Genomic DNA, 12,750 nt, shown 5'->3' on the forward strand with positions numbered 1-12,750 from the left:
GCGATGGCCCGGCATATCGTGGGGATCGGCGGCACCTTCCGCCCGCGTTCGTCGAGCGAGATGCTCGTGCGCGCCGTGTTGGGCGAATGCGAAGGGCTGGGCGCACGGACGACGATGTTCGACGGCCCGGCACTCGCCGCCCTGCCACACTTCAATCCCGAACGGCCCGAACGGACGCCCGAACAGGCGGCGTTCGTCGCCGCGCTGCGCGACGCGGATGCGCTGGTGATCGGGACGCCGGGCTATCATGGCGGTGTGTCGGGGGTCGTGAAGAACGCGATCGACCTGCTGGAGGATCTGCGCGGCGACGAACGCGTCTATTTCGACGGGATGCCGGTCGGGCTGATCGTGTCGGCTGCGGGCTGGCAGGCGGGCGGCGTCACGCTGGCCGCGTTGCGCGGCATCGTCCACGCCATGCGCGGCTGGCCGACGCCGGCCGGCATCGCGATCAACTCGATCGCGCAAAAGCCGTTCGGGGCCGATGGCGCGCTGGCCGATGCCGGCATCGCCGGACAGATCGCAACGATGGCGCGACAGATCATGGCGTTTCGACTGGAGCCGGTCGCATGACCGCGCTGACCATCGCCGAACAGGCGAGCCTGACCGCCGGTGCATCGATGTGGCGCACCGTCGCCATTCCGGGCGCGGACATCCCCTCGCTGCACCTGAGCGACGGGCCGATGGGCATCGCCAGCGGGCGGGTCGACGAACGCGACGTCGCCCGGCTATCGCCCTGCGCCACTGCGCTCGGCGCCAGTTTCGAGCTGTCGCTGATCGAACGGATGGGCGCGCTGGTCGGGGGAGAGGCGGTGCGCTGCGGCGTCGACATGGTGCTGGCCCCCAACGTCAACCTGGCGCGCAGCCCGCTCGCGGGGCGGGCGTTCGAATATTATTCCGAAGATCCGCTGCTGACCGGCCTTGCCGGCGCAGCATGGACGCGCGGGCTGCAATCGACCGGTACCGGCGCGTGCGTGAAGCATCTGGTATGCAACGACAGCGAGACCGATCGTGACCGGATGAACGCGGTCGTCGGCGAACGGGCGCTGCGCGAAATCTATCTGCTGCCATTCGAACTCTGCGCGGCGGCGGGGGCAGGGGCGATGCTCACCGCCTATAACCGCGTCAACGGCACCTGGTGCGCCGAACACGGTCACATCTCGACCATCGTCAAACGGGAATGGGGCTTCGACGGTCCGTTCATCAGCGACTGGTTCGGGACCCATTCGACCGCCGGCAGCCTGAACGGCGGGCTGGACCTAGAAATGCCCGGCCCCGCGCGCTTCGTCGGCGCAAAGGCGGTCAATGCGGTCGAAGGTGGCGAGGTACCGGGTGACCGTCTGGCCGATGCCGCCGACCGGGTGGCGCGGGCCGGGCGGCGTTGGTCGGGTGTCAAGACGCCGCCGACCGAGGACGCCGACGCGCTGCTGGTCGAAGCGGCGGCGGCGGGCATGGTGCTGTTGCGCAACGAAGGAGAGCTGTTGCCGCTGGTGCCGGGGCGACATGCCCGCATCGCGGTGATCGGCCCCAATGCCGCTGCCCCCTGCTATCAGGGCGGCACGTTCGCCAAGATCGCGCTGTCGCCCGACGCGCTGCGTCCACTCGACGCGCTCCGCGCGCGCTATGGCGATGATGCCATCGTCTATGAACCGGGCGTCGATCCACAGCCGCGCCTGCCATCGATGCCGGTGGCATCGCTCTACGGCGAAGGCAGGGGCATGACCGTCGAGTATTTCGCCGACACCGATCTGACCGGCGATCCGATCTTTCGCGAGTTGCGCGACACCAATTCGCTGGTCTGGTTCGTCGGGGTCCATGACGATGGCGTGTTCGACCGTCCCGCCGGAGTGCGCGCCAGTGGCTGGTTCACCGCTGCGGCGGAGGGCGCGCATCGCTTCTATGTCGGTGCGACCGGTGCCGTGCGGATGCGGGTCGATGGCCGCGTCGTCCACGATCATGCCGAACGCATGGCCGCATCCGACGTCATGGGATCGCTCAAGCGTGGGGATGCCGACAGCGTCGAGGTGCACCTGACCGCCGGGCAGCGCGTGCTGGTCGAGGTCGAGTTCATCTATGACGGCGCGCGGGTCCACGGCCTGTGGTACGGCGTTCGCGGTCCAGATAGCGCGGCGGCGATGCTCGCCCGCGCTGTCGAGGCGGCGGGCCAGGCCGACGCGGTGATCCTGATGGTCGGCGAGACATCGGATTCCAGCGTCGAGAGCAAGGACCGCGCCGATACCACGCTGGCGGCCGATCAGGTCGCGTTGATCGAGGCGGTGTGTGCCGCGAACAGCAACGTCGCGATCGTCGCCAATATCGGTCACGCCTTCGACGCGCGCTGGGGCGACCGGGCGGCGGCATTGCTATCGGCATGGTATCCGGGGGAGGGGTTCGGTCCGGCGCTGGCGGCGGTGCTGTCCGGCGATGTCGAGCCGGGCGGACGCTTGCCGGTGACGCTGGCACGCAGCGAAGCGCAGTATCCCGCGCTGTCCCTGCAACCCGATGCGGCCGGCGACCTGCGCTACGACGATGACGTGCTGGTGGGCTATCGCGGACTGGTCGCGCGAGGGCATACACCGCTGTACGCCTTTGGGGCCGGGCGGGGTTATACCCGCTTCGAATGGATCGATGCGGTTGCCGATGGCGGCGACGTGCTGGTCACGCTGCGCAACACCGGCGCGCGGAGCGGCAGCGAGGTCGTCCAGCTCTATCGCCACGATCCCGAATTCGCGCTGGTCGGCTTTGCCAAGGTCACGCTGGCGGCCGGGGAAATGGCGGTCGTTCGCGTCACGCCCGAACCGCGCCTGTTCCGCATCTGGCAGGGCGATGGCTGGCGGAATCGGCCGGCCACCGCGCATATTGCCGCCGGACCGGCCAGCGACCGTCTGCCCTTCACCGTGGAGATTGCCCTATGACCCGGATCGTTGTTTCCGCCCTGCTCGCCGCGACGCTGTTCGCCTCTGCCGCACCGGCACGACCGCGCGCGTCGGAAACCGAGCGCAACCGGGCGATCGTCACCGCGTTCGCCGACCAGTTCTACGGCCGTCGCGACGTCGCCGGCGCGTTCGAGAAGTTCGTCGTGCCGGACTACATCCAGCATAATCCCGGCCTTCCCGACGGGCGCGATGCCGCCGTCGCCGCGCTGGCGCCGAAATTCTCGGCACCGGGTGCGCGCTTTGACGTGAAGCGGATCATCGTCGATGGCGATCTGGCCGTCATCCACCTGCACGGGCGCACCGATCCGGCCAATGCCGGCGGTGCCGTCGCCGACATCTACCGGCTGAAGGACGGTAAGATCGTCGAACATTGGGACGTGATCCAACCGATGCCGGCCACGGCGCGCAATCCGCATCCGATGTTCTGACCACGACCGGGATTAAATCGACGCGATGGCCGATTCAGTCGCTTGACATGGCTGTTAAATAGAATAGCAATTCTAGTTCTAAACGAGGGGCGAATACGTCCCCGACTATTATGGAGAGGGGATCGTATGACGACGTTCCGCCGCATCGCCAGCATGGCGCTTGCTAGCACGGCCATCGGGGTGGTTGCCCCGGCATGGGCACAGACTGCCGAACCGGCGGGCGCTACGCCGCCGACCACCGCCAACGCGACCACTGTGAAGCAGGTGGACGACAACCAGCTCGAGGAGATCGTCGTCACCGCGACGAAGGTCACGACCCGGCTTCAGGATACGCCGATCGCCATCCGCGTGGTGAGCGGTGCGGACCTGACCAAGGCGGCGGTCACCGACGTCAGCGGCCTGCAGCGTGTGGCCCCCGATCTGGGCATCACGCCGGACTCGGTCTTCACGAAGATCGCGATCCGCGGCGTGTCCAGCCAGGACATTTCCGAAAGCGCCGACCCGGCCCTGACCGTGTCGATCGACGGTGAATATGTGAACCGCCCGGTCGCGCTGAACGCCAATTTCTTCGATCTGGAACGGATCGAGGTGCTGCGCGGTCCGCAGGGGACGCTGTTCGGCCGCAATTCGACCGCAGGCGCGCTCAACATCGTCGCGGCCAAGCCGGTGCTGGGCAGCTTCGAGGGATCGGCCACGGCCGGCTACGGCAACTACAACGCGATCTATGCGACCGGCGCGGTCAACGTGCCGCTGGGCAACGACGTCGCGATCCGCATTGCCGGGCTGCACAACGAACATGACGGCTATGTCGACAACGGGTCGCTGGCCGGCAAGGGCGACGATGCCAATGTCGATGCGGTGCGCGGCAGCATCCTGTTCGCGCCGGGCGCGCTCGAAGTCTATCTGGCCGGCGAATATGTCGACGTGAACCAGACCGGGCCAGTCCAGTACGGCCTGCAGGTCAACGGCGCGACGCCGGGCCTGACCGAACTGCCCGCGTCGGTCGCGCCGCCCGCCACCTATCCGACGCTGACGCAGCGCCTGGTGCCGAGCTTCGTCGACCTGCCGCAGACCTTCGATCCGGCGAGCTTCCCGCTCGGCCGTCGCGGCAATTTCAAGAGCCAGCAATATGCGGTGCGCGGCCGCGTCGCCTATGATTTCGGACCGGCGACGCTCAGCTATATCGGCGGCTATCGCCACGTCGACAACCAGGTCATCCTGCCGCAGAACGGGTATCTTCCCGAACAGTTCACCTTCTACAACGACCGCTACGACACGCGCACCCACAGCCACGAACTCCGGCTGAACGGCGGCACGCAGGGCAGCTTCGTCTGGCAGGTCGGTGGCTTCTATTTCCACGAGAACCAGATCATTGCCCGCGGCCTGTACCTGCCGCTCGTCGGTGCCTTCGCGAACTTCTTCTATCGCCCCTATGTGAAGTCGGAATCCAAGTCCGCCTTTGCCCAGGCGACCTATTGGCTGGTGCCGGACACGCTCAGCTTCACCGGCGGCGTGCGCTATACCGATGACAAGAAGAACGCCGAATATATCAACTACGGCTTCTTCCGCACCCAGAACATGGTCCGCCCGCCGTCGGATGGGAGCGGCGCGGGGGCGGTCATCCGCTATCCGAGCTACGCCGAGGACAAGGTCACCTGGACCGCCGGCGTCGAATACAAGCCGGCGCGCGACAACATGCTCTATGCAAAGGTCAGCACCGGCTTCAAGAGCGGCGGCTTCGATCTGGTCGGCGCGTTCAATGCGGAAAACCTGACCGCCTATGAAATCGGATCGAAGAACCGGTTCCTGAACAACACCCTGGAGTTCAACGCATCGGCCTTCTACTATAATTACCAGGACCAGCAGGTGCAGGTCTATATCGACACCACGGTCGGCGCGCGGACGTTCAATGCGGGCAAGAGCCGGGTATGGGGTATCGAGACCGATACCACGGTCAAGCTATCGCCGAACGACCGGATCAGCCTGATCGTCAATTACATCGATGCGAAGCTCCAGAACTTCGCCGGTATCCCCGCGCCGACACTGTCGAACCCGCCTGCCAATGTGGCCCGGCTGACGCTCGACCTTGCCGGCAATGCTCCGCCGCAGGCGCCGAAATGGACGATCGGCATTAACTACAACAAGTCGATCGATCTGGGCCAAGGTTATGAACTGGTGGCCAACGGGTTCAGCCGGTTCAAGTCGGAATATTACCTGACCGCGTTCAACTATCGCGGCGATCGGGTGGAGGCGTTCACGACGACCGACCTCAGCCTCGAACTGAAGCTGCCGGGCGATACGCTCAGCATCCAGGGCTATGTCCGCAACGTCGAGAACAACCGGGTGAAGACTTATGCCGCGTTCACCGGCGGCGGGATTAACATCTATAACTGGAACTTCGGCCAGCCGCGCACCTACGGCGTGCAGGGCACCTTCCGTTTCTGATCCCCAACTGGGCCGGCGCTTCCCCCGCCGGCCCATCCTTTTGCGTTACGAAGGAGGCGACCATGGCCCGCGTGTCTGAAATCCGTTTCGTCGGCTATGCCGTTCCCGATCTGGTGGCGGAGCGCCGCTTCTACGCCGATGTCTGGGGCCTGCGCGGAGTGCCGGCCGACGACGGCATGGTCTATTTCGCGGCCGAGGGGACCGATGAACAATATGTCGTCCGCCTGCGCGAGGATGCGACCCAGCGGATCGACGTCATCGCCTGGGCCGCCGAGACGCGCGCCGATGTCGATGCCCTGTTCGAACAGGTAAAGGCCAATGACGGCAGGATCATCAGCGCGCCGCACGAACTGGACACGCTGGGCGGCGGCTATGGCTTTCGTTTCTTCGACCCCAACGGCTTCACGCTCCAGATTTCGGCGGATGTCGAGCGCGGGACGAAGCGCGACCTGACTCGCGGCGAGGCGATCCCGGTCAAGATCAGCCACGTCGTCATGCACTCGCCCGACCACAAGGCGCTGGTCGCATGGTATGAAAAGGCGCTGGGCTTTCGCGTGTCGGACTGGCTGGGCGATTTCATGTGCTTCATGCGCTGCAACAGCTGGCATCACCGGCTCGCCTTCCTGCCCGGACCGCCATGCTTCAACCACGTCGCCTATGATGTGCTGACCATCGACGACATGATGAAGGGCGTCGGCCGGCTGAAGAAGCATGACGTCGACATCAAATGGGGGCCGGGCCGCCACACCGCCGGCAACAACACCTTCAGCTACTTCACGACGCCCAACAACAATGTCGTCGAGTATACTTCGGAGCTGGAGGAGGTCGACGACGACCACCACCAGCATCAGGTTCATGTGCCGCGCCCCGATACGATGGACCAGTGGGGCAGCGGCATCGGCGGTCCGCAGACCATGCCGAGCCCCAAGCCCGATGCCGGGCTGTGGCAGGCGGCGGTGGCGTAACCGACATGGCGCTGTACGAACCCTTCCCCAATTATATCTGGAACCTGTCGGTCGCGATCGCGATGGAGTCGGGCGCGCAGCTCGGCGAGATCATCGACATGTGTCAGCCGCTCAAGGACGCGGCGGCGACCGGGGCGGATGCCGGCACGCCGCAGTTCATGGCGGCATGGGCCTCGGTCGGCGACAAGCTGATCGCGCTGGCGGCCGAGGATGCGGCGAAGGGGCGATCCTTCTCGGCATCGAACAAGCTGGAGCGGGCATCGCTCTATATGTTCACCGCCGAGCGGATGCAGGGCCACGGCGCGCCGGGGCGCAAGGAAACCTATGCCCGCGCCAGGGAGGCGTTCGACCGGTCGACGGCATTGGGTGCGCTGAACCGCGAACGGGTGGAGATCCCGCTGGCGAAGGGCACGATGCCGGCGCTCTACACCCGCGCGCCGGGCGAGGGTGCCAAGCCGGTGGTCGTGTTCTGCAACGGTCTCGACAGCTGTAAGGAGCTGCTGTTCTGGACGCGCCTGCCGCATGAACTGGCACGGCGCGGCATCTCGACGCTGTGCGTCGATCAGCCGGGGTCTGGCGAGGCGTTGCGATTGCAGGACCTGCCCGTCGATCCGCACAGCGAACATTGGGCGGGCAGGGCGGTCGACTGGCTGGAGCAGCAGGACGATGTAGACCCCCGGCGCATCGGCATGACCGGCATTTCGCTGGGCGGCCATTTCGCCCCGCGCGCCGTCGCCTATGAACCGCGCTTCGCCAGCGGCGCGGTGTGGGGGGCGAACCACAATTGGCGCGAGGTGCAGGACAGGCGCATGGCGCGCGAGGGCGAGAACCCGGTCCCGCATTACTGGCGCCATGTCCATTGGGCGTTCGGCGCGAGCGACCAGGACGATTTCCTCGGCAAATCAGAGGCGATGAACCTCAACGGCCACATGGACCGGATCAAGGTCCCGTTCCTCGTCACCCACGGCGCCAACGACCGGCAGATCGGCGTCGCCTATGCCGACGATCTCTATGACCAGTTGGTGAACTCCCCCCGCCGTGAAAAGGTGATCTTCACTGCCCGTGAAGGTGGGGTCGAGCATGTCGGCGCCGACAACATGGCCTATGGTCGCGACCTGCTGGCCGACTGGTTCGCCGAGACGCTGGGGGGTGCCACCGCATGACCCGCCGCATCATAGACCTGTCGATCGCGATCGATCCGGAGGTCGTCACCGACCCGCCGTTCATGCGCCCGACCATCACCCGCCAGAACCATGCCGGGACGGTCGCCGAGGCGGCGATGTTCTTTCCCGGCATCACCGCCGACAAGATGGCCGGGGGCGAAGGCTTCGCCGCATCGGAGACGCTGACGCTCAGCACGCACAACGGCACGCATCTCGACGCGCCATGGCATTATCATCCGACGATGGATGCGGCATTGGGAGACGGCGGGAAACCGGCACTGACCATTGATGAGGTGCCGCTCGACTGGTGCCTGCGACCCGGGCTGAAACTCGACTTCCGCCACCTGCCCGATGGTCATGTCGTGACCGCGGCCGAAGTGGAGGCGGAACTGTCGCGGATCGGCCACACCCTGCAACCGCTCGACATCGTGCTGGTCAACACAGCCGCCGGTGCGGCGCTGGGGCGGCCTGACTTTCTCGGGAAAGGCTGCGGCATGGGCTATGACGCGACCATGTACCTGACCCGCCAGGGAGTCCGTGTCACCGGCACCGATGCGTGGAGCTGGGACGCACCGTTCAGCCACACCGCCGCCAAGGTCGCCGAAACCGGCGATTATGCGCTGGTGTGGGAGGGGCACAAGGCCGGGCGTGACATCGGGTACTGCCACATGGAGAAGCTCACCAATCTCGACCAGCTGCCCGCGACCGGCTTCACCGTGTCGTGCCTGCCGGTCAAGGTGAAGGGCGGTTCGGCGGGCTGGTGCCGCGCGGTCGCGTTCCTGGAGGACGGCGAGTGAGGCTCGCCACCCGCGCCGATGGCAGCCGCGACGGCACGCTGATCGTCGTATCGGATGACGTGCGCCGCTGCCTGTCAGCCGGCATGACGTTGCAGGCGGCGCTCGACGACTGGACGCGGAGCGAACCGGTGCTCAGGGCGCTGTCCGAGCGACTGGCGGCGGGGCAGGGCGACCGCCTCGACGTCGCTACCCTGCTCGCGCCGCTGCCCCGCGCGTGGCAGTGGCTCGATGGGTCGGCGTTCCCGACCCATGGCGACCTGATGCAGCAGGCGTTCAACCTGCCGCCGATCGAGACGGACAGGCCGCTGATGTACCAGGGCATGTCGCACCGTTTCCTGTCGGGTCGCGAGGACGTGCCGCTGCCTGACGAAGCGGACGGCATCGACTTCGAGGGCGAGTTCGCGGTCGTCACCGGCGATGTGCCGATGGGCTGCACGCCTGAGGACGCGCTGGGCCATATCCGCTTGGTCCTGCTGCTCAACGACTGGTCGCTGCGCACGATCGCGCCCGTCGAGATGAAGACCGGTTTCGGTTGGGTACAGGCCAAGCCCGCCTGTTCGGTCGCGCCGTTCGCGGTCACGCCCGACGCACTGGGCACTGCCTGGGCCAATGGCCGCGTCTGCCTGCCCCTGACGGTCGAGATCAACGGCGAATGGTTCGGCAGTCCGGTCGGTGATGCGATGGCCCATGGCTTTCACGACCTTGTCGCCCATGCCGCGCGGTCCCGCGACTTGCCCGCTGGCACGATCATCGGCTCGGGCACCGTGTCGAACGCGAACCACGCAGATGTCGGTTCGACGTGCCTGTCCGAACGTCGCGCCATCGACGCCATCGCCGGTCGGGCGATGACTCCGTTCCTCCGCTTCGGCGACCGCGTGACGATGCACGCCGGGGAACTATTCGGCCGGATCGACCAGCGGGTCGTGCAGGGCTGACGATGACCGGGCTGCGTGACGAATTTCAACCTGCCGCCACCGGGGCCAACGATGCCAGGGCGGCGATCATGGGAGTGGGACGATGCGGACAGACGATCGACCGAGTATGCGCCGGTTGGACAATCTGCGCTGCGCCGCGATGGCGATCGGCGCACTGACGACCCTGGTGGGATCGTTCTGGATGGCTGGCATCCTGTTCTAAGGAACGGCAGTCCGCCCGTACGACCTTGATTATCGCACCGAATATTGTACCGATCGAACCACAAAATAGCGGGCAGGTGCCCGCCAGGCATACGGGGTGCGGTGCGCACCACGGGGCCGTAGAATGGGAAGGGTCCTATGTCTGCGGTCTATCAACTATCCTCCTGTATCGAATGGCAGTTTGCGGAAGCGGGCGACCTTGCCGCGCGATTGCGTGCGGCTCGGGATGCCGGGTTTACCCTCGCCGAATTTCATCTCTGGCGGGACAAGCCGATCGCGGCGCTGGCCGAAGCGCTTGCCGATACCGGAATACGGCTGACCAGCCTGTGCGTCGATCCGCGGCGATCGATCGTCGATCCCGCCGAACGGGACGCGATGGTCACCGCCGTGCGCGAAACGATCGAGGCGACGGTGATCCTCGGCAAGCCCAGTCTGATCGTAGCGTCCGGATTCCGGGTAGAGGGGATGAGCGAGGAAGCGCATTTCGCCAACGCGGTGGCCGCGCTGCGCGCCGCGGCCGATGCCGCGGAGGCGGCGGGCATCCAACTGCTCCTCGAACCGCTCAACACCCGATTGTTCGCGACGATGTATCTGGTCAGCACCCCGCTCGGCCTCGATCTGGTCGAAGCGGTGAACAGCCCCAACCTGCGTCTGCTCTATGACGTTTGGCACAGCGCGGTGATGGGCGAGGACATGCGCGCCGTGCTGGCCGATCGCATCCACCTCGTTGGCCATGTGCAGGTGGCGGACATGCCCGACCGTAACGAACCGGGCACCGGGACGCTCGACTGGGCGGAGATCACCCGGACCCTGCGCGCGCTGGGATATGCCGGCGCGATCGGCCTCGAATATTTCCCGACGATGCCGATGGAACAGTCGCTGGCCCAGTCCCGGCGGATGCTCGCCGAGTAAAGATCTGCGCGGCCCTCTATCCTTCGCGCGAACTCCGGTGTCCTTCAATTGCGGAACTCATCCATGCACAGCGATCAATTCGCGATCAGCCTCGACCTCATCAATCGCCATTATCAGGAACCGAACCGTAACCGGTACGAGAGCAAGTATTTCTGGGAAGCGCTGTATCCGCTGATCGGCGCGGCCGGATTTCGGGCGATCGAAATCCCCTATGAGCCGGTATGGCAGTTCGGGGGGCGCAGCGGCGTTCCGATGAACCGATACTGCGTCAACACCAAGTATGAGAATGCCGACAACTACCGCGCGGCATTGGCGCAGGGCGACATCGACCGGGTAACCGGCGTGACGTTCGATTCGAACCTGTTCATGCGCAACGCCAACCTCGACTTCTATTTCGGCGCGACCGGCCACTTCGCGGGCGAGGCGTTGGGCCATGCCGTCGATCTGAAGGCCGACTATCTCGCGATCAGCCCGTCACCCTATTATGGACGCATCGCGCATTATCATCCCGATCTCGACGACAAGGCCGCCTCCTTTGCGGACCGGATGGCCGGCCTGCTCGGCGGCCTTGCGGAAAAGGCGCAGGCGGCGGGCATAACGCTGGTGTTGCGTAATGAATATTGGAGCCTGTTTCGCGGCGAACGCATCCTGGCGCTGCTCGATCGGTTGCCCGACAGCGTGAAGATCGACGTCGATACCGCCACCCTGACCATCGCCGGGATCGATCCGGCGACGTTCATCGCCGCGCACCATGACCGGATCGGCTGCGTCCACCTGACCGACACGAGCTTCGTCGACACCGCCGAAACGTGGAAGACGCCCAATCCGGAGTTTCCCGAACATCGCGCGACACAGGTGTTCCGCGATCCGGGCACCGGCAATGTCGACCTTGCCGGCATCGTCGCGCTGCTCGACCGGACGGGCTATGCCGGGCCGGTCATCTGCAGCGCCCGCCAGACGCGCGACCCGTTCCGGGCGTTGCTGCGCACGCGCGCGCTCCTGAACCAAATCCAGAATTAAGCCGGACGGAGTCTCCGCGATGCCTAACATCCGCTACGCCAACATGAGCCACTGGAAGAGCATTCCCTATCGCCAGATCGATAATTTTCGCGATTTCTATTATGAGGACAAGACGAACACCGCCTATTATTCGGACTGGGACACGATTCTGAAATATCAGGCCGCACTCGGTTTCGACGGGATCGAGATCGCGCCATGGGATCTGGCCGACATCCTGCCGCTGTTCGGATCGCCGGAGAACTTCACCGCCTTTGCCCGGGATCGCGGGGTCGAGGTGATCGGCATGTTCCATGGTGCCCATGCGTCGCATCAGGCCGACCATTTCGACGAAGCGGTCCGTTCGGGGCGCGAGGCGGTCGACACGATCGTCAAGTTCGGCGGCAGCTACATGAACACCTGCCCCACGCAGAATTACCATGGATCGGGGCCGTTGACCCGGGAGGAGGTGCAGCAATGCGCCAGGGTGATGAACGAGATCGGCCGCTACGCCACCGATCACGGGGTCAGGATCGGCCTGCACAACGAGTTCTTTTGCGCCATCAACCTGCCCAATCATCGCGAGCTGATAGAATCCACCGATCCGCGCTACGTGCATTACTGCCTGGACACCGCGCAGGTGGCGATCATGGGCGAAGATTTGCTGACCTTCTACAACGACTATCACGACCGCATCAGTACCTTCCATCTGAAGGACACCGCGTCGGAGCGACAGCCCGACAGCGTCCGCTACGCGCAGGACCCCGAAATCACCGACGATGGGACGCGCTGGTTCTGGGAACCGGGACTCGGTACGCTCGATCTGGAAGGGCTGTACCGGATGCTGAAGGAGCGGCAGTTCAAGGGCTGGATGTCGATCGAATATGACGGATCGCCGGACCTGCTCGCCTCAATGGCGCTGACGCGCTACCACCTCGATACCGTGTTGCGGCCGATCTACGACTGATCGTCGGG

At 65.6% G+C, this 12,750-nt stretch carries 11 protein-coding genes; all 11 read left to right on the forward strand.

The window, feature by feature from the left end:
* Window positions 1-3 precede the first annotated feature (3 nt).
* The 11 genes from ASE83_RS16930 to ASE83_RS16980 all read left to right on the forward strand — a co-directional run bounded on the left by ASE83_RS16930 (window position 4) and on the right by ASE83_RS16980 (window position 12,742).
* Window positions 4-570, forward strand: coding sequence for an NADPH-dependent FMN reductase (locus tag ASE83_RS16930; RefSeq protein WP_082443100.1), 567 nt, complete (start codon window positions 4-6; stop codon window positions 568-570).
* Window positions 567-2,912, forward strand: coding sequence for a glycoside hydrolase family 3 protein (locus ASE83_RS16935; protein ID WP_055793184.1), 2,346 nt, complete (start codon window positions 567-569; stop codon window positions 2,910-2,912). The genes ASE83_RS16930 and ASE83_RS16935 overlap by 4 nt, the downstream gene beginning before the upstream one ends.
* Window positions 2,909-3,361, forward strand: coding sequence for a nuclear transport factor 2 family protein (locus ASE83_RS16940; protein WP_055793187.1), 453 nt, complete (start codon window positions 2,909-2,911; stop codon window positions 3,359-3,361). The genes ASE83_RS16935 and ASE83_RS16940 overlap by 4 nt, the downstream gene beginning before the upstream one ends.
* Before the next feature lie 126 nt (window positions 3,362-3,487).
* On the forward strand, window positions 3,488-5,806 hold the full coding sequence (locus ASE83_RS16945) for a TonB-dependent receptor (protein WP_055793190.1): 2,319 nt from the start codon (window positions 3,488-3,490) through the stop codon (window positions 5,804-5,806).
* Between the two features lie 62 nt (window positions 5,807-5,868).
* Entirely contained in the window at window positions 5,869-6,771 is a 903-nt protein-coding gene (locus ASE83_RS16950) for a VOC family protein (protein WP_055793193.1), read from the forward strand.
* Between the two features lie 5 nt (window positions 6,772-6,776).
* The gene (locus ASE83_RS16955; RefSeq protein WP_055793198.1) at window positions 6,777-7,934 is read left to right on the forward strand and encodes an alpha/beta hydrolase family protein; all 1,158 of its coding nucleotides are present in this window, start codon (window positions 6,777-6,779) and stop codon (window positions 7,932-7,934) included.
* Window positions 7,931-8,731, forward strand: coding sequence for a cyclase family protein (locus ASE83_RS16960; protein WP_055793201.1), 801 nt, complete (start codon window positions 7,931-7,933; stop codon window positions 8,729-8,731). Before ASE83_RS16955 ends, ASE83_RS16960 begins: the two co-directional genes overlap by 4 nt.
* Complete coding sequence (locus ASE83_RS16965; protein WP_055793204.1) at window positions 8,728-9,666, forward strand: fumarylacetoacetate hydrolase family protein; 939 nt, start codon at window positions 8,728-8,730, stop codon at window positions 9,664-9,666. Before ASE83_RS16960 ends, ASE83_RS16965 begins: the two co-directional genes overlap by 4 nt.
* Window positions 9,667-10,005: 339 nt before the next feature.
* A complete protein-coding gene (locus ASE83_RS16970; protein WP_055793207.1) occupies window positions 10,006-10,779 on the forward strand; it encodes a sugar phosphate isomerase/epimerase family protein in 774 nt (257 codons plus the stop codon).
* A gap of 63 nt (window positions 10,780-10,842) precedes the next feature.
* Window positions 10,843-11,799: a sugar phosphate isomerase/epimerase family protein gene (locus ASE83_RS16975; protein WP_055793211.1), complete on the forward strand. Its 957-nt coding sequence runs from the start codon at window positions 10,843-10,845 to the stop codon at window positions 11,797-11,799.
* A gap of 19 nt (window positions 11,800-11,818) precedes the next feature.
* Window positions 11,819-12,742 carry a sugar phosphate isomerase/epimerase family protein gene (locus ASE83_RS16980; protein WP_055793214.1) on the forward strand — a complete coding sequence of 308 codons (924 nt, stop codon included), beginning with the start codon at window positions 11,819-11,821 and terminating at the stop codon, window positions 12,740-12,742.
* The last annotated feature ends 8 nt before the right edge of the window (window positions 12,743-12,750 follow it).

The organism is Sphingomonas sp. Leaf32 (assembly GCF_001421765.1).
In the GTDB taxonomy this organism is placed as follows: Bacteria; Pseudomonadota; Alphaproteobacteria; order Sphingomonadales; family Sphingomonadaceae; genus Sphingomonas.

Coding starts and splice junctions, on each gene's coding strand:
- ASE83_RS16930 (WP_082443100.1), top strand. CDS start 4: ATGGCCCGGCATATCGTGGGGATCGGCGGCACCTTCCGCCCGCGTTCG.
- ASE83_RS16935 (WP_055793184.1), top strand. CDS start 567: ATGACCGCGCTGACCATCGCCGAACAGGCGAGCCTGACCGCCGGTGCA.
- ASE83_RS16940 (WP_055793187.1), top strand. CDS start 2,909: ATGACCCGGATCGTTGTTTCCGCCCTGCTCGCCGCGACGCTGTTCGCC.
- ASE83_RS16945 (WP_055793190.1), top strand. CDS start 3,488: ATGACGACGTTCCGCCGCATCGCCAGCATGGCGCTTGCTAGCACGGCC.
- ASE83_RS16950 (WP_055793193.1), top strand. CDS start 5,869: ATGGCCCGCGTGTCTGAAATCCGTTTCGTCGGCTATGCCGTTCCCGAT.
- ASE83_RS16955 (WP_055793198.1), top strand. CDS start 6,777: ATGGCGCTGTACGAACCCTTCCCCAATTATATCTGGAACCTGTCGGTC.
- ASE83_RS16960 (WP_055793201.1), top strand. CDS start 7,931: ATGACCCGCCGCATCATAGACCTGTCGATCGCGATCGATCCGGAGGTC.
- ASE83_RS16970 (WP_055793207.1), top strand. CDS start 10,006: ATGTCTGCGGTCTATCAACTATCCTCCTGTATCGAATGGCAGTTTGCG.
- ASE83_RS16975 (WP_055793211.1), top strand. CDS start 10,843: ATGCACAGCGATCAATTCGCGATCAGCCTCGACCTCATCAATCGCCAT.
- ASE83_RS16980 (WP_055793214.1), top strand. CDS start 11,819: ATGCCTAACATCCGCTACGCCAACATGAGCCACTGGAAGAGCATTCCC.